The sequence below is a fragment of the Leptolyngbya sp. AN10 genome, assembly GCF_050565645.1.
Lineage (GTDB): Bacteria > Cyanobacteriota > Cyanobacteriia > Leptolyngbyales > Leptolyngbyaceae > Leptolyngbya.
Map to the genome: position 1 here is coordinate 38,514 of NZ_JBNXVP010000020.1, position 18,232 is coordinate 56,745.

Genomic DNA, 18,232 nt, shown 5'->3' on the forward strand with positions numbered 1-18,232 from the left:
TCTGCCAAATTGTGCCGATCGTGATGACTACTTTTGTGGGCAAAACGTTGCAAAACGGGAAATACACGCTGGATCAAGAACTCGGACGTGGGGGATTTGGCATCACCTACCGTGCCATTCATCATTGGCTCGATCAAGTCATGGTGATTAAAACGGTGAATGATGGATTGCGTAAAGATCACAACTTCGCGAACTTTCAGCGTCAGTTTCAGGATGAAGCGAAACGGCTGGCAATGTGTGTTCATCCCGGCATCGTCCGAGTGAATGATTTCTTCGTGGAAGAGGGTTTGCCTTACATGGTGATGGACTATATTCCTGGTCCGACCTTGGCGCAGGTCGTTTTTCCGAATTCACCGCTCCCCGAAGCAACCGCGATCGCTTACATTCACCAAGTTGCAGCAGCGTTAAATGCAGTGCATCATCTCGGATTGTTGCATCGAGATGTCAAGCCCCAAAACCTGATTTTGCGGCAAGGAACCGATCGAGTGATTCTGATCGATTTTGGGACTGCACGCGAATTCTCTCCGGGACTGACTCAGACGCATACAAGTATGTTTTCTGAAGGGTATGCCCCGATCGAGCAATATCTGCCACAAGCCAAACGAACCGCCGCGATCGATGTTTATGGACTGGCAGCTACTCTGTATTCTCTCGTCACGGCTCAAGTTCCGATCGCTTCAATTTTGCGCGATCGACAACCGCTTGCAGAACCGCAAGAATTTCGTCCCGATCTCAGTTCAAAGACCAATCAAGCAATTCTGCATGGCATGGCGCTTGAACTGCATCACCGACCCGCAAGCATCAATGAATGGTTAGCTTTACTTCCGCAGCCCGGAACGATTGATCGTCCGGTTGTAACCTCTGAATCGACTCCCTCTGCACCTTTGAGTCAGGTTGCCACAGTTGCTTTAGGATCACCTCGATCGACGGTTCAGACCACGCCACCTCAGCAACCCGTTAAAGGCGGGCAACCTTGGCTCTGGAGTGGCATTGTTGGAGTCGGATTAATCTCTGCGGGGGTATGGGCAACTCAATTTTCGGCTTCAACCACCGCTCCCAGCCCTGCGACATCCCCAATTCCAGAGCGATCGACTCGTCCAGAACTGAACACCGAACAACTCAGAACTCCCGCCCCGGTTGTACCCCAAAAGACTCCAGATCCAGAACCAAGAGCGACCAGCGAACCAATTCCATCTCCTACAGTTACACCAGACCCGACTCCAGATCCAGAACCGCCTGAACCGACTCCAGATCCAGAACCACCCGTCAATTCTGAACCTTCTCCGAGTCCGTCGGTTTCTCCCTCTCCGACTCCAACGCCAGAAGCAACTCCCACTTCAGGAGAGTCTGGATCAGAGCAAGAAGACAAAAAAGAGCGTGGAAATGGCGAGAAAAAGGAGAAAACTAATTCAGAGAGTGCAGACAGCAATCCTCCAGCAAATTCAGAAACCGTACCGTAAAGCGATCGCTTAAAGCACCGCCTCAAGAAATGCCCATTGATCTGCGATTTCTTCGATGATCTTTGCAGTCGGCTTTCCTGCTCCATGTCCTGCTTTCGTCTCAATCCGAATCAGCACAGGTTGTTCTCCCTGATGAGCCGCTTGGAGTGCTGCTGCAAACTTGAAACTGTGAGCAGGAACCACTCGATCGTCATGATCCGCCGTGGTAATCATAGTAGCAGGATAGCTTGTTCCAGGCTTCAAATTGTGTAGCGGAGAGTAAGCGTACAAGGCTTTGAATTCTTCAGGTTCATCTGGAGAACCATAGTCGCTGATCCATGCCCAACCGATCGTAAATTTCGGAAATCTGAGCATATCGAGTACGCCCACTGCGGGAAGTGCTGCACCGAATAAGTCTGGGCGTTGAGTCATGCAGGCTCCAACCAGTAAACCGCCATTACTACCACCCGCGATCGCTAATTTCTGAGAAGTGGTATATCCATGCTCGATCAGCCATTCTGCTGCTGCAATAAAATCATCGAATACATTTTGCTTGTTCAGTTTTGTTCCTGCTTGATGCCATGCTTCCCCGTATTCGCCACCACCGCGTAGATTGGGAACGGCAAACACGCCGCCGCGCTCCATCCAGACGAGATTGGCAACAGAAAAATTTGGAGTGAGTGAAACATTAAATCCACCATAGCCATACAAGCGAGTGAGATTGTTCCCGTTTAGCTCTAAGCCCTTTTTGTGAGTGATGAACATGGGGACTTGAGTGCCATCTTTGCTGTGATAGAAAACTTGCTTAACTTCGTAGTCGTTGGGGTTGAAATCGACTTGAGGCTGTCTGAATAGCGTACTTTCTCCGGTTTCTAAGTTGTAGCGATAGATTGTTGGTGGCGTTGTGAAACTGGTGAAACTGTAGAAGGTTTCGGTGTCTTTGCGTTCTCCGCCAAATCCGCCGACAGAGCCAATTCCGGGGAGTTCAATCTCTCGAATTGATTTGCCTTGTAGATCAAAAACTTTGATTTGGCTGTAAGCATCTTTGAGGTAGGAAGCAACGAATTGATTGCCGAAGAGACTCACGCTCTGAAGGGTTTCGGGAGCTTCGGGAATGACTTCTTTCCAGTTAGAACGATCGGGATTTTTCAGGTCGATCGCAATCACTCGCCCACGAGGTGCATCTAAGTTCGTCTCAAACCAGAACAAGCTACCTTCGTTATCAATTAAGCTATATTCTGCTTCTAAAATATCAATCAACGGAACAACCGGAGCATCAGGAGCAGTGAGATCTTTGTAATAAATCAAATTCTTAGGTGCAGAACCAAAGCGAACAGAGATCACTAGATAGTTTCCATCTTCTGTCACACCACCACCGAGCAAGGCTTCCTTTTGATCTGGAAGTTCAAATACTAAGATGTCCTCAGATTGATCCGTTCCCAGTCGGTGATAGTAAAGCTTGTGGAAATGATTGATGTCTGCATACTGCGTCGATTCATTTGGCTCTGGATAGCGAGAGTAAAAGAACCCTTGATGATCCGTTGTCCAAGAAGCGCCAGAAAATTTTACCCATTGAATACGATCGCTGTTATCCTCTCCGGTTTCAATCTTCCGCACAGACCATTCTTGCCAATCTGATCCAGCCGTCGATAATCCATACGTCATCCAGTTTCCATCTTCGCTGATTGCCAGACCAGAAAGCGCGATCGTGCCATCTTCCGAAAGTTTATTTGGATCTAATAGTTCTCGCGGCTCACCATCTAGCGCATTCAAAGTGTAGAGAACGCTTTGATTTTGCAAGCCATCATTTTTGAAATAGAAATAGCGCTCTCCCCGCTTAAAAGGAATGCTGTATTTCTCATAATCCCAAAGCTGTGTGAGCCGTTGCTTGATCGATTCTCGTGCTGGAATTTGTTCTAGGTAGCTGAAAGTAACTTGATTTTGTGCCTCAACCCAAACACGAGTTTCTTCGGAATCGGGATCTTCCAGCCAGCGATACGGATCTGCAATTTCCACCCCATGATAGATGTCTTTTTGATCAACAGTTGAAGTACGTGGATATTTCAAAGAAGACATAATAATCGACTCAAGAACGCTGATGAATACAGAGTTTACCGCAGATTTGAGTTTCGACCGTAGAGAATTGCGCCAAATCCAGTGACATACATCAGTAAGCTATACACTGCTGCTGGAATTGCCATATCAGGATTGTTTAACAGACCTGCGGTAATCGCGATCGCTAATGTTCCATTCTGAATTCCAACCTCGATCGCGATACAAATCTGCTGTGCGATCGGTAGTCGAAATAGTTTTCCCGCAAAAAATCCAGTGAAGGTTGCTGCTAGATTCAGCAACAAGACTCCGATCCCAACCTGCACAATAAATCCTGGAAGTTTACTGCCTTCACGCACGAGCAACAAAGCAATAATTAATGCCAGTAGTCCAAGTGCAATTCGTCCCATTTGCTTCTCTAACCGTTTTGCAGTCGTGGGAAATCGCTGGCGAATCAACATTCCGATCGCAATCGGGAGCAACGTAATGAGGAAGATTTGCAGCATCGTTTGTCCGATCGGAAGCGCGATTGCTGCACTTTGCCCTAAAAAACGTTGCAGTGCTAAATTCGTAAAAATCGGAATCGTAAACACCGTGATAATGCTACTCACAGCGGTTAATGTCACCGACAAAGCAACATCGCCCTTAGCAAGATAAGTAATCAAATTTGAGGAAGGACCACCGGGACAGACTGCAAGCACAATCAACCCGACCGCGATCGCTGGTTGCATCGGAACAACTAAAGTAACTAATGCTCCAATCAGCGGTAAGAGTAAAACTTGACAGACTGTTCCGACTGCGACCGCTTTAGGATCGCGTGTGATGCGGCGAAAATCATCAGGCACGAGACTTAAGCCCATTCCTAACATCACGATCGCTAAAGCCAGCGGTAGCAAAACGGAAGTAAATAAATTGCTCTGCATGATGATAAAAATTGAATGAGCTTGTATTGTCTCACTTTTGATAAAAACTCTAACTTCATCATTGAAGAAAAATAGCAATAGACCTAAATCTATTAAAATCAGTAGAAACTGAAATTATTTCGGTTAAACATTTGTCAATCTTGACTGATACAGTTCAGATCATTCGAGATTTCTCTAGCTCACCCGACGCGACGCTCTCTATAGCTTCGTGAGCGTTTCGCGTTGGAATTTCCCTTTTTCCTAAAACGATGAATAACGTTACTCTTTTTGGTATGCCTGCGGAGAAAGGTCGCTGGCTCTTTATTCCGCTCGGCATTCTTGCTTTACTTTGTCTTGGAACGGTTTACTCCTGGAGTATTTTCCGTACACCACTGCAAACGCTCCTGAAAATTAATGCTACCGAGAGTTTACTACCCTTCACAATTCTGCTGGTAGTTTTTGCGATATTGATGCCGATCGCAGGCTTTTTGATTGAGCGTTATGGTGTTCGATTAGTTACTGCGGTCGGCGGCATTATCACCGGATTAGGCTATGTCCTATCTGGACTAGATGCCAGTGCTTTCATGCTAGTCATTACCTATGGAGTGATCACAGGTGCTGGAATTGGAATCGTTTACGGTGTGCCGCTGGCAGTCTCCGCTAAATGGTTTCCTGACAAGAAGGGGATTGCAGTCGGAACGACCGTGATCGGATTCGGACTATCGCCACTGGTTACTGCACCGATCGCAAGAAATCTGATTGCAACTTACGGAGTTAGGCAGTCTTTCATCATTTTGGGAACGGCGTTTGCGGCAATTATTGTGTTGATCTCGTTCGCGCTCAAGATGCCGCCCGCAGGCTGGACTCCGAGCGGTTGGACTCCGAGCACTAAAACAATCGCTACTCAAGGAACGAAAATGTTGGGAACTCAAACCTTTAACGGGTTGTGGATCTGCTACACGATCGGAACCTTTGTAGGACTAGCCGCGATCGGAATTTCTAGCCCAGTCGCTCAAGAAATTGTCAAGCTCGATAAAGTAACTGCGGATGCAACGGTTTCTTTGTTTGCAGTGTTTAATGGGCTAGGTCGTCCACTGTTTGGCTGGCTGTCCGATCGCGTTTCGACCAAGCAGGCTGCGATCGTCTCTTATGTGCTGATTTTGATTGCCTCGATTCTGATGATCAATGCTCAAGCGGGACAGGTTGCCAGCTATTTGATCGCATTCTGTTTGTTCTGGCTGTGTTTGGGAGGCTGGTTAGCGATCGCGCCGACTGCAACTGCGACTTTGTTTGATGCGAATAACTACGCCAAGAACTATGGCATTGTGTTTACGGCTTATGGCGTTGGGGCAGTGTTGGGAACAGTCTTAGCAGGTCGAATCAAAGATACATTCGGTAGCTATACCTTGTTCTTTTATCCCACTGCAATTTTAGCGATCGTGGGAATCATTGTTGCAACCTTTATGCTGAAGCGTCCGAGTCGAGCAGTATCGGAACAAGATCGATCGGTTGCTTAATTGATTGCTTGAATGCGACAGATCATTTTAGATCTGTCGCATTTTCTATTTGTGAATTTTGGTGCGTTCATCCGCTATCTCGCCCGGCGCTGAACCGACCGGGCTAATCGAAGGAACCCCACTGAAGTGGGCTAAGATTATGCTCTGAGGGGGCTTCAGCCTCCTTTCCCCCATTAGCCCGGACGGTTTAGCGCCGGGCGGACAACACCGCAGCGACGCAAAATTTCGATTCACAAACTATACGATCGCGAATTGTGGACATTCCACTCCGTACATTTTTCGCCCCACTGCTTCCGCCACAGGCTTGATACTGCGAACTAACTGCGTCATCGCCTCGATCGACAAAGCTTGCTGTGCATCCGACACAGATTTATCGGGATCAGGATGACTTTCAATGATCAATCCATCGGCTCCACAAGCGATCGCGGCTCTTGATAAATCTGCAATCAATTCTCGTCGTCCCGCTGCATGACTGGGATCAACAATCACAGGCAGATGAGTCAACTGTTTTAGAGCGACGACTGCACCAAGATCGAGAACATTGCGCGTGTAACTATCGAAGCTCCGGATGCCGCGCTCACAGAGAACAACATTCGGATTTCCGTGGCTCATGACGTACTCGGCTGCCATGACGAATTCCTCGATCGTTGCTGCCAGTCCCCGCTTTAACAAAATCGGCTTTCCAGCTTGTCCCAATGCTTTGAGCAGATCAAAATTCTGCATATTGCGGCTGCCAACTTGCAGCATATCTGCATAAGCGGAAATCTCTTCAATCTGCGAAATCGCCATCACTTCAGTCACAACGGGCAAATCATACTGCTTGCTAACCGTGGCTAAAATTTCCAATCCTTCCAATCCTGCGCCCTGAAAAGCGTAAGGGGAAGTGCGCGGTTTGTACACACCTCCCCTTAATGCTTGAATCGGAGCCGATTTGAGTTCACGAGCTATGGTTTCCATCTGCGTCAAACTCTCGACTGCACACGGACCCCCGATAATGACTATCTCTTGACCGCCGATCGAGACTTCTTTTGACAGCGACACGATCGATTGATGATCGGGATTGGCTTTGAGAACTAACTTGGCATCTTTCATGGTGAAACTCCTAAGAAATGGATGAACTTCAAACAAAAAACCCGGAGCCTGTTCGAGGTTCCGGGCTGGTAAATCGCGCAAGCAACCAACTCACCCAGAACGTCTGTGGGTAAAAAAGTAAAAACCGTAAAGCCAGGAAGTGAGGTGAGTCATTGCTGTGGAAAAATTTAGGACATTAAAAAACCGCAGATATTACTCTGCGGCTCACCAGACGGACACATGAGGATTTACCTCGCCGGGTGAGCCGCCGATCGCCAAAAAAAGTAAAAGTAGGAAACGCTGTAACGCATTTGCTGAAGTGGCGATAAAGTTCAATATCCAGAACCTTAACAAAGGAATCGAGAGGAAGTCAAGACCCTCGATCGAGAATTTTCAGGGTTTGTCAACACTTTAAAACGATGTAGTTGTGCGAAGTAGACCGATGACAAAGCGAACTTCTCCACCTTCGAGTCGGGTGCAATCTGCGATCGCAGCTAAAGTTACCGTAAACTCACGAAGTGTATTTGTGAACTCCCAGAGTGCATTTGTGAACTCCTACAGTCAATTCGAGATCTCATAGAGCGTATTCGTAAACTCCCGGAATCAATTTGTAAACTCGTGAAGCGTATTTGTAAGCTCCTGGAGTCAATTCGAGACCTCGTGGAGAGTATTTGTAAACTCCTAAAGCGAATCCGAGATCTCCCGCAGTGCATTTGTAAGCTCCTAGAGCGATCGGAGAGAGAGAAATATCGAAGATGAGAGTCGAATTAGAGAATTTCTGAAACCGATCGATGAAAACCCTTTAAACCACTTGTCGATCGCGGTAAGCAAATCTTCCTACTTGCTCAGGCACTTGATCTAATACGGATTGAATTTGAGCGCGATCGGGAGATAAATGACATACAGGATCAGTCGCTTCTGCATTTTGAGTCAGTAGGAATGCCTGACATCGACAGCCACCCCAATCGAGCGTTTTGCGATCGCAACTCTGACAAGGTTCAGGCATCCAATCTGTGCCGCGAAATCGATTCATTCCCGGTGCTTCAAACCAAATCCAATCGAGTGAATGCTCTCGAACATTACCAAACTCAAGACTTGGAATTTCCATTGCGGCTTGACAAGGTAAACCTTCACCTGTGGGAGTAATAATCAGCGTTCGATTGCCCCAACCGCCCATACAAGGCTTGGGATACTGAGCGTAATAGTCTGGAATCACATAGAGAATTCCCATCGGGATTTTGCCGCGTTGTTGAGCCGCTTTTACAACTTGCTCTGCATGAGTTAACTGTTCGCGAGTCGGTAACAATGCAGTTCGATTGTACAATGCCCATCCATAGTATTGAGTGTTTGCAAGTTCTACTCGATCGGCATTGAGTCCTTCTGCGAGTAACAGCATTTCTTCAATACGATCGAGGTTCTGACGATGCAAGACAAAGTTCAACGTCAGCGGAAACCCTAGCTCTTTTGCGAACCGAGCGGCTGTGAGTTTTTGATCAAACGATCGAGTTCCAGCAATGCGATCGTTGTTCTGCAAGTCACTATCCTGAATGCTAATTTGAACATGATCTAATCCTAGAGTTTTTAACTTTGCTGCTCGTTCTGGAGCGAACAGAGTTCCAGCAGTTACTAACGTCGTATAAAGTCCTAGTCCCGCCGCAGTCTCGACTAGGATTTCTAAATCATCTCGCAGTAAAGGTTCTCCGCCTGTCAGTCCCAATTGCAACACGCCCGCCTGTCGAGCTTGCCGAATCACGCGCACCCAATCTTCGGTCGAAAGTTCCTGCCGATATTCGCTCCAGTTCATCGGATTCGAGCAATACGGACAGCGCAACGGACAGCGATAAGTTAGTTCAGCAACTAGAGTAAACGGGCGGGGAATCTCATTCATTCAGCAATCCTCGCTGTGAAATACGATCGACAAGTTGATACACATCCGATTCAACCATTTGATCAAACTGCGCCGTGAGTTCTGCAATGATTTCGCTGATCGTATGTTGTCGATCGCAGCGTTCTAAAATTGCTAAAGCGGTTCGATTGAGCTTGATTGCACCTTCTGGAAAGAGTAAAAAGTGCTGTTGTCGAACTTCATCCCAAAAGAGTCGCACACCACAAGCGAGATACGGTGAACTATTCGCGTTCATGCTGTACTCCCGGACGAGTATCACCTCGATCGATGGCTTCCAACTGGCTCCACAACAAATCGCACTTAAAGATTAAGGCTTGTACTGCTTTCTGCTGCATTTCAAGGGTTTGACAATGTTGTAGAACTAGATTCAAAGCGTAACGGGCATCTTGTGGCGCTTGATGCAATCGAACGCGAAAATAGTCGAAGCCTTTTGGATCAATCCAGGGATAGTACTTTTCGAGAGAGACTAAGCGATCGCGAATTGCATCCGGTCCAAATAGTTCAGTTAGAGAAGAAGCGATCGCTTCAATCCACGGTTTCGTTTTGCAGAAATTCACATAAGCATCGACCGCATAACGCACACCGGGTAAAACTTCTTGATCGTTCAACAGTCGATCGCGGGACAGTCCAACCGCTTCCCCTAATCGTAACCAAGCTTCGATTCCGCCTTCTCCAACTGCGCGACCATCATGATCAATAATGCGCTGAATCCATTCGCGTCGCACTTCATGATCCGGACAGTTCGATAAGATAGCTGCATCTTTCAGCGGAATACTGCGCTGATAGTAAAAACGATTGATCACCCAACGTTGAACCTCTTCAGGCGATAGTTCTCCAGCATTCATTCGCTGATGAAACGGATGCAAATGATGATAACGACGATGTTGCTGACGAAGCTCATTCTCGAAAGCTTCAGGCGACCAGCATTCCGGGATAACTTGAGGGGAAGTGAGCATATGTAATTTCTTAGAGCGTGAACATTAAGCCGTCATATCCAATCTCAACATTCTGAGCTTCAACCGTTCGACGCTCTGGAGAATCAGGAATGTGAATTGGATTGGTGTTATTGATATGGACGAGAATTTTGCGAGTAGATAACTGTTCGAGTTTTTTCAAACTGCCATCTTCTCCAGACAAAGGTAAATGTCCCATTTGAAGCGCCGATCGAGTTCCCACACCCATCGCAGGCAGTTCATCGTTTGTCCAGAACGTGCCATCGATCAAAATACAATCACTCGCTTCAAATCGGTGTTGCATGGTTTGATCAATGGCAGCGAGTCCGGGCGTATAAGTAAGAACGCCGCCTGTGATGCGATCGCGAATTGTTAATCCAACTCCCCAAACTTGTTCCGAGGTTGCCTGCATATATTTCGGTGGCTTCGTCGAAAGCGCAAAAGCCTCAATCTCTAACTCAGGTGAATGAAATTCTTCGATCGGCAACCACTCGACACCACAATAATTTTGCAGTGTTGAGAACAATGAATAGCCTGTCGTTAACGCTGATTGAACCGCAACAGGACTATAGACTTTCAGCGGTTGCGAAGATTCCCGCAGCAGAATCAAACCTGTCGTGTGATCAATCTCAGGATCAGTGAGAAAAATTCCAGCAAACGGAATCGATCGCTGATCTTGTTCCTCAAAACAGTTCTGCGACCTCATCGATTCAATTTGCTGGCGGACATCCGGCGACGCATTGATCAAAAACCAATCTCCACTGTCTGATCGAATCGCGATCGAGGATTGAGTGAATGATTTCGCAATGCTCGATCGACTCGCTTCACAACTTCGACAGCGACAATTCCACTGCGGAAAGCCGCCACCCGCCGCCGCTCCCAAAATTCTCACGATCATCCGGTCGGCTCCAATCTCCACAAAATCCCATCATCGGTGATGAAGTAGATTAAGCCATCGGGACCTTGTGAGACATCGCGCACCCGCTGACCGACCTCGATCGCTTCTTGACCGCGAACATTCCCCTGAGCGTCTAACTGAATCCGCTTGAGATCACGAGAAACCAACCCCGAAGAGAATAAGTTTCCTCTCCAAGCGGGAAAGCGATCGCCTGTGTAAAACAATAATCCACCCGGAGCAGTTGCAGGAGTCCAAACCACTTTCGGATCAACCATTCCCGGACGCGATCGCTCTTGTGTAATCTCATCGCCCCAGTACTCTTTACTATGCGTAACCACGGGCCATCCATAGTTCTGACCCGCTGCCAACAAGTTCAATTCATCGCCACCCTGTGAGCCGTGTTCCGATGCCCAGACTCGGTTATTTGTCGGATCAATTGCCAATCCTTGAATGTTCCGATGCCCATAGCTCCAAACTGTCGGATCAGCATTCGGCTTGTTCACAAACGGATTGTCACGCGGCACAGACCCATCATCATTCAGGCGCACGACTTTCCCTAAACGACTGTTGAGATTCTGAGCTTGTTTGCGAATTAACTCTCCGTTCAGCGAAACCGGAGGATTCCCCCCATCCCCGATCGACACCAACATCGTATTATCCGGTAGCCAAACAATCCGCGAACCGAAGTGTTGAGTACCAGATTTAGTTTGATTCACCTCAAAGATCACTTTGAGATCCCGCAAAGTATTACCGTCCAGTACGGCTCTAGCAACACGAGTTCGATTGGCATCAACCGTTCCCGCTGAATAAGTCAGATAGACAAATCGATTCTCAGCAAATCGAGGATGAATCGAAACATCCATCAATCCACCTTGACCCTGATACATCACCGAAGGAACACCGGAGATCTTATTCTCCAACTTGCCGTTTCTCACGATTTGCATCACACCTGCTTTTTCGGTGACTAGCAATCGACCATCCGGCAGCCACACCATTCCCCAGGGGCGTTCGAGCTTGTTTAACACCTCGACCTTTCGATATCCTTGTGCTGCGGTGTTGGTCGAAGCCACCTGAGAATTCCCTTGAGAATCCACTTGAGAACCTACTTGAGTAGACGCAGGTTCACTCGAAGCAGAAGTTGTACTCGCAGGCGGAAGCGAACAAGCGGACATCGACAGCCCGATCGCTGCGCTTCCCAGTCCAAGCGCAATCCGTTTAATTGAATTCATGTGTTGTGTCCCGCCTATTGCCAGTGATAGACGTAAGCGGTCACTTCTAGACACAGATCGAGTTCTTCGATCGAGGGTTTTTCCCAATCGCTAGAAGTCCGAATCGGCAGGCGAGAATCGGTTTGGGTGTCTTGAGCGGTTTGCGGTGAAGATTGAGCAGAATTCTGTGAAGCCATGAAAGTTCTCCTAACTACTTAGCGCGTCAATTGTTCTCTGAGTTCTATCGCAAAAATTAGAGAAATGACAACTTCGGGTACGATCGTTCATCGCATTTTTAGAAAGGGTCAGGCTCTATAGCAATCCTAAATCAGTTGTGAATTGCAGGATTGATCGTGCCCCCTAACCCCCAAGCTTGGGGGAACAAGACTCTTAGCCCCCAGAATTGGGGGTTTGGGGGCGTTCCCGAATCTCACAACTCAAACCGGATTGCTCTAGTCATTATGGATTTTGATTGATAGGCAAGGAAATCACGAACTCAGAACCCTCGTCGATCGTAGAATTGACCGCGATCGAGCCTTGATGTTTCTCAACAATAATTTGGCGAGCGATCGACAATCCTAATCCAGTTCCCTTGCCGACTACTTTCGTAGTAAATAAATGCTCGAAGACTTTCGCTTTTACTTCATCAGGCATTCCTTTGCCGTTGTCTCGAATCCGAATTTCTACAGCGTTTTGATCAACTTGTGCAGTTTGAATCGTAATCATCTGAGGTTGACGATCTTGTGACTCATCAAACATATCGATCGCATTAGCGAAAATGTTCATGAACACCTGATTGAGTTGTCCAGGGAAGCATTCAATGTTTGGAATCGTTCCATAGTTCGTGATGACTTTAATTTCAGGGCGGTATTCATTCGCTTTCAGGCGATATTTCAGAATCATCAATGTACTATCGATGCCTTCGTGAATGTTCGCCACGATCGCGTTTTCAGTGTCCGCACGTGAAAAAGTTCGCAGACTATGGCTGATTGATTTAATTCGATCGACTGCGGTTTTCATCGAATTCAACAGTTTCGGCAAGTCTGCTTTTACGAACTCTAGATCAATCTCTTCTGCATGAGCGCTCATGGTTGCATCATTCGGAAACTGTTGCTCACAGAGTTCCAGATGCGTGAATATATCTTGCACAAAGTCTTTGGCATTGCTGATACTGCCATTGAGGAAGCCGATCGGATTGTTGATTTCATGAGCAACACCCGCCACTAAGTTCCCTAAAGCTGACATCTTCTCCGCTTGGATTAGCTGCGCTTGACTATCTCTTAGTGCCGCTTCAGCCTGTTTACGCTCTGTCAAATCGCGCCAAATCCCGTGGAAAATTGGCTGATCATCAAACGACATTAAGGTTAGGACAATCTCAAGCCAGATTGGTTCCCCCTTCGCTGTATGACAAAGCCACTCGAATCGATGACTTCCATTTTCAAAAACCAGTGCAGTCATCCAGATCGCAACCTCGATCGAAGGTCTTCCATCTGGCTGAAATTCAGGGGAAATATCACCCGGTCCCAATCCAATCAGTTGTTCTTTGGTATCAAACTTTAAGAGTTTTATTGCGGCTTGATTGCACTTCGTGAACTTGAGTTGTTGCGGATCAAAGATAAAAGTGGCATCAGCAGACTGCTCAAACAGCTTGCTTAAACGTGACTCGGATCGCTCTAGCTCGGTCGCTTTTTCTTGAATACAGGTAAACAAACGAGCATTTTCAAGCGCGATCGCGGCTTGTCCCATCAAAATTTTCACGGTCTCTAGGCGATTGTGCGTGAATGCGCCTTTGACCAAGTTATTCTCTAGATACACCAGTCCGATAAACTTGCCCTGGTACAAAATTGGTGTGCATAACAATGACTTTGGAGAATGCTTCAAGACATAGGGATCGCTTGCACAAATGCTCTCTGTTGTGGCATCGATCGAGACGATCGCTTGCTGAGTTCGAGCCACATAGTTCAAGATAGACAAGGGAAAATCTTGGCTCTGAGCTAACGGAATCGCCTCGACAATTACTTCTGAAGCATCTTGATTCGTATCTGCAACCTCAATGAATAGTTCTCCTGCTCGATCGAGAATAATACAACCCTTCTGCGCTCCTGCATTTTCTAGAATGATGTGCAAGAGTCGATCGAGCAATTGATCGAGCACCAATTCACTCGAAATAGCTTCCGTCGCTTTGATAATTGTGGCGAGATCCAGGCGCTCTGTACTCGTACTGGTGCTGCTTCTGGTTTGATGAATCGAAGTAGGAAACAGTAGATAACTAGGATACTGCACTTCAAGCTGTCTGAGTTTCGCGATCGCGCCCCATTGTTCATACTGCTGATATGCTTCCCTGAGATAGACTTGAGCAATTTTTGATTTGTTGAGCTTGAAGTAGAATTTTGCTGCCAGTTCATTCGCGAATGCTGCCTCTTGAATGAAGCCGTTTTCGAGTGCGCCTGTAATTGCTCGATCGTAAAGTCCGATCGCTTTTTCGTACTGCTTCATCACGCGACACTGTTCTGCGTTTACTAGATCCAGCTTTGCTTGATAGTTCATTGGCGCACGACTGGCTAATCGTTCTAAAATCGGCTGATTCACAGCAACTTGTTCAAGTGCCTGTGCTTGTTCTGTTTCTGGTAATGAATCAAATGCCATCAAATGAGCTAACGACTCGTAGAAATGGAACCAATGCCAAACCGTATTTCCGGTTAAACCACGAATGCCCAATCTCGCTGTCTTTGCCGATTCCAGACCCAGAATTGCCTGATCAAAGAAACAACACAGCATTAGCTTAAAGGTGTATGTAAAACCCAAAAGCGCTCGCATATCCTCGGTTGCATTCTCAGTCGCAGTGACTTCATCAAAGGTTTTGCCTACCAGCAACCAGGGATTTTCGGAAGGCTCTAGTAGATTCAGAATCATCTGGTGTAAGGATTGAACACAGAGGAGTTGAAACCGTTGATTGTACTGCTCTAAGTTTGCGACATAGCCCGCGATTTTAGTTTCAACCGCTGGGAGTGTCCGACTCAGAAAGAATAAGTCATGCGAACCATCCACATAATGCCAACCCAGAATCTCTGGGTTGCTGCTCTCGATCGCGGCAATCATTCCCCGCTCACGCAGTGAAACTGCCTCCTGCAAGGCTCTATTCTGCGGCAGAACGAATGTAGCAAAGATGTGAATCGACATCGACTCCATACAGCGATCGCCAAACTGTTCCGCTAACGTTAATCCAAGACAACCGGATTGGTAAGATAATGCGGGCTGATCAAAGTAGTTGACCAACAAACAGCCATATCCGACGTAAGCACAGGCAGAAAGGGCTGAATTGCCATGAATCAGCGATAGTTTCACCATCGTCATTACGACCTGAGCAAACAGGAATTGATTCGTGACAAAACTGGCTGAGTAGATACTAATCAGAATTTGAGAAGCAGCTAACGAATTCGCATCGGTCATCTGGGGTAACTTAGTCAACTCCATCAAGTCTGGGGGTAACATAGCTGCAATCTCAGCTTGGAGTTGTTCGACATCCGCAGCAGTGGGACTGGTCGGGAGAGAGATTCCTAATTGCTCCAAAATCTCTAATGCAAAAACGATCGCAGTTTGCGGATTGCCTTGAACAATTTGCGCGGAGATTTGAAGCTCATAGATTTTGATGCGTTCTTGGACTGTTTTTGTGTGTGCAAACAGCCATTTTGCTCGTTGCTGCATTTGCTCAAAGTCACCACACAGATAGGCAATCTCGATCGCTTCCTCGTGCAATTTCAGCGCAAACTCATAGTCTGTCTGCCAAATCGTGTCCGTTAAGAGACTGAGTGCAAGTGAATAGTGCTTCTGAGCAAAATCGTAAGCGATCGATGATTTTGCTTTCCGTCCAGCCAGATAATTCAATCGAGCTAATTCTTCTCTATCTGAAACTAAATTGATCGCCGTGTTCAAATGACCAACGATCGTAAAAATGTTTGATTCTCGCTCTGTTTCTGGAGTACGTTCATAGAGCAACTGACCGATCATTAAATGAGTCGCTTGTTTCTGGTCTTCATCAATTAGTTCGTAAGCGGCTTGCTGAACGCGATCGTGGAGGAATCTAAACCTTTGAGTCTGAAGTTCATTAGAGTCATTTGCTCCAAATTGGCAGCTTTTGTCTAATGGCAGGATAAAGCCTTGTTGAATCGCATCCCAGAGTGATTGCAAGGTTCGGGTTGTCGATTGCTGATTAACGATCGACAGCGTTTTGAGATCGAATTGACTACCAATACAAGCGGCTAATTTCAGAACAGTTTGAGCATGAGATGGAAGCCTTTTGAGATTAGCAATCATCAGTTCAACTACATTCTCGGTAATATTGCGCTGTTGAATTAGTTTCAGATCCCAGTGCCAAGCATTAGTCCCCAAATTAAACTTCAATAGTTCTTCAGCGTGCAAAGACTTCAACAACTCAGTGATAAAAAAAGGATTTCCTTGAGTTTTGTCGTGCAGTAGCTTTGCTAAGGGTTGAACTTTAGAGAAATGACATTGCAACGTATCTGCAACAAGTTGCATCACATCATAAAGTGATAAGGGCGCGAGATTGATCTGCTCAAATGCGATGCCTTCTGACTGCATCTGGGACAGCGTTTGAGCTAATGGGTGCGTCGGATCGACTTCGTTATCCCGATAAGCAACCACGATCAAACGATATCGATTCGCCGGACTTTGCATGGATGATTTAAGCGACGTAATCGACATTAAATCTGCCCACTGCAAATCATCCATAAACTCGACTGCTGGATATTCAGTGCACGATGCCGCCGTCATGAACGTGAACATTGACTGCTCGAATCGAGTTTGAGCTTCTGTCGGTGAAAGTTCTGGTGTAGAAGGTTGTTTACCAATGAGTAGCTCTAATTCTGGAATAACATCAATCACCAGTTGCGCCGATGATCCGAGCGCAGTTTGAAAGCGATCGCGCCAAAACTCAATTTTCTCAGCCGTTCCTGCTAGAATTTGCTGAATCAATCCCCGATAAGCTTCAGCTAAACAAGCATAAGGAATGTCCCGCTTGAATTGCTCAAACTTTCCAGAGACAAAGTGAGCATTGCTTTCAGTCATTGGCTTGAACAATTCCCGAATTAATGCTGTTTTTCCGATGCCTGAATAGCCAGAAACCACAACGAATTCTGCACTTCCCTGTCTTGCTCGTTCAAACGCATCAAGCAGAATTTTAACCTGAGTTTCCCGTCCGTAGAGCTTTTCAGGAATGTTGAACTGAGCCATTCGATCGAGCTTTCCAATCTCAAAGGCTGCGATCGTCCCTGTTGTTTTCCACTGCTCTAAACAATATTCTAGATCTGCTTGTAACCCTTTTGCACTTTGATAGCGGTCTTCTGCATTCTTCGCCATTAGCTTTTGAATGATTTGCTCGATCGCTTCAGGAACTTCAGGATTCATCAATCGAATCGCAGTTGGCTCTTTCGCAAGATGCCCATACACAATCTCAAGCGCATCTTTCCCCATAAAAGGAACTTGTCCCGTCAGCAACTCATAGAACGTGATGCCCAGAGAATAGAAATCGCTGCGATAATCAACCGATCGATTCATTCGTCCGGTTTGCTCTGGAGAAAGATAAGCTAATGTTCCTTCGAGTTGGTTGGGGTGTTGAAGCTCTTGAGTTTGATGCGACAGTTGAGAAGCAATACTAAAATCGATCAATCGAACCTGCATCGAATCAGGACGAATCAGAATATTGGCAGGTTTGATGTCTTTGTGGATAATTCGAGCTTGATGTAACTCATAGAGTGTTTCGCTCAGTTGCACCGCGATCGAGAGAAATTGCGCGATCGACAATCGATGCCTGCGGAAGAACTCAGAGAGCGAGATGCCCCCAAAATCTTCCATAACAAGAATTTCTCCGTTGCCACCAGATTCCAGCCCAATCACCCGCACAATCCCAGGAATCGCCAAGTCTTTTGTGATCACGTATTGATTGCGAAACTGCGTTTGTTCTTCGACCGTTGGTGTTTCATCTCGCAATCGTTTGAGAATCACAGAAGCTCGATCGCTGTTCCGAACAGCCCGATATACGAGCGTTCTCGAACCAAGATAGATTGGCTCGATCGCTGAATAACCATTCAATTCAAACTGTTGAGCAGACAATTCGGACATAGCTTGGCTCCTGAGACAGATGGGGCGATAGCAACTTACCCAAAAGATACCCAGATGCTCTAGATTGCTCATGACAATAAATCACATCAACAAGAGATGTAGATCACATCAGAATCAAGCTGTCATTTTCTCAGCACAAAGCAAATCA

12 protein-coding genes are annotated in these 18,232 nt (G+C 46.7%); 2 read left to right on the forward strand and 10 right to left on the reverse strand.

Annotated elements, in window-relative coordinates:
- The first annotated feature begins 23 nt into the window (after positions 1-23).
- Complete coding sequence (locus tag ACQ4M5_RS25325) at positions 24-1,460, forward strand: serine/threonine protein kinase (RefSeq protein WP_430678490.1); 1,437 nt, start codon at positions 24-26, stop codon at positions 1,458-1,460.
- A gap of 9 nt (positions 1,461-1,469) precedes the next feature.
- Here the strand turns inward: ACQ4M5_RS25325 and ACQ4M5_RS25330 are convergent, their stop codons facing one another.
- Both ACQ4M5_RS25330 and ACQ4M5_RS25335 read right to left on the reverse strand, forming a co-directional pair.
- Positions 1,470-3,515 (reverse strand): prolyl oligopeptidase family serine peptidase, encoded by a 2,046-nt coding sequence (locus ACQ4M5_RS25330; protein ID WP_430678491.1) that lies wholly within the window; start codon positions 3,513-3,515, stop codon positions 1,470-1,472.
- A 35-nt stretch (positions 3,516-3,550) separates the two neighbouring features.
- A complete protein-coding gene (locus ACQ4M5_RS25335; RefSeq protein ID WP_430678492.1) occupies positions 3,551-4,414 on the reverse strand; it encodes a bile acid:sodium symporter family protein in 864 nt (287 codons plus the stop codon).
- 248 nt (positions 4,415-4,662) lie between these two features.
- On the opposite strand from ACQ4M5_RS25335, the gene ACQ4M5_RS25340 reads away from it, so the two are divergent.
- A complete protein-coding gene (locus ACQ4M5_RS25340; RefSeq protein ID WP_430678493.1) occupies positions 4,663-5,910 on the forward strand; it encodes an L-lactate MFS transporter in 1,248 nt (415 codons plus the stop codon).
- Between the two features lie 237 nt (positions 5,911-6,147).
- Here ACQ4M5_RS25340 and aroF read toward each other — a convergent pair whose 3' ends face one another.
- The 8 genes from aroF to ACQ4M5_RS25380 all read right to left on the reverse strand — a co-directional run bounded on the left by aroF (position 6,148) and on the right by ACQ4M5_RS25380 (position 18,084).
- Positions 6,148-7,002, reverse strand: a complete 855-nt coding sequence (gene aroF / locus ACQ4M5_RS25345; protein ID WP_430678494.1) for a 3-deoxy-7-phosphoheptulonate synthase — start codon at positions 7,000-7,002, stop codon at positions 6,148-6,150.
- A 781-nt stretch (positions 7,003-7,783) separates the two neighbouring features.
- Positions 7,784-8,869, reverse strand: a complete 1,086-nt coding sequence (pqqE, locus tag ACQ4M5_RS25350) for a pyrroloquinoline quinone biosynthesis protein PqqE (RefSeq protein ID WP_430678495.1) — start codon at positions 8,867-8,869, stop codon at positions 7,784-7,786.
- Entirely contained in the window at positions 8,862-9,122 is a 261-nt protein-coding gene (gene pqqD / locus ACQ4M5_RS25355; protein WP_430678496.1) for a pyrroloquinoline quinone biosynthesis peptide chaperone PqqD, read from the reverse strand. The genes pqqE and pqqD overlap by 8 nt, the downstream gene beginning before the upstream one ends.
- Positions 9,109-9,843: a pyrroloquinoline-quinone synthase PqqC gene (gene pqqC / locus ACQ4M5_RS25360; RefSeq protein ID WP_430678497.1), complete on the reverse strand. Its 735-nt coding sequence runs from the start codon at positions 9,841-9,843 to the stop codon at positions 9,109-9,111. The genes pqqD and pqqC overlap by 14 nt, the downstream gene beginning before the upstream one ends.
- A gap of 10 nt (positions 9,844-9,853) precedes the next feature.
- The gene (gene pqqB, locus ACQ4M5_RS25365; protein WP_430678498.1) at positions 9,854-10,738 is read right to left on the reverse strand and encodes a pyrroloquinoline quinone biosynthesis protein PqqB; all 885 of its coding nucleotides are present in this window, start codon (positions 10,736-10,738) and stop codon (positions 9,854-9,856) included.
- Positions 10,735-11,967 carry a PQQ-dependent sugar dehydrogenase gene (locus tag ACQ4M5_RS25370; protein WP_430678499.1) on the reverse strand — a complete coding sequence of 411 codons (1,233 nt, stop codon included), beginning with the start codon at positions 11,965-11,967 and terminating at the stop codon, positions 10,735-10,737. Before ACQ4M5_RS25370 ends, pqqB begins: the two co-directional genes overlap by 4 nt.
- A gap of 14 nt (positions 11,968-11,981) precedes the next feature.
- Positions 11,982-12,143 (reverse strand): pyrroloquinoline quinone precursor peptide PqqA, encoded by a 162-nt coding sequence (gene pqqA, locus ACQ4M5_RS25375; RefSeq protein ID WP_430678500.1) that lies wholly within the window; start codon positions 12,141-12,143, stop codon positions 11,982-11,984.
- A gap of 262 nt (positions 12,144-12,405) precedes the next feature.
- On the reverse strand, positions 12,406-18,084 hold the full coding sequence (locus tag ACQ4M5_RS25380) for an ATP-binding sensor histidine kinase (RefSeq protein ID WP_430678501.1): 5,679 nt from the start codon (positions 18,082-18,084) through the stop codon (positions 12,406-12,408).
- Positions 18,085-18,232 lie beyond the last annotated feature (148 nt).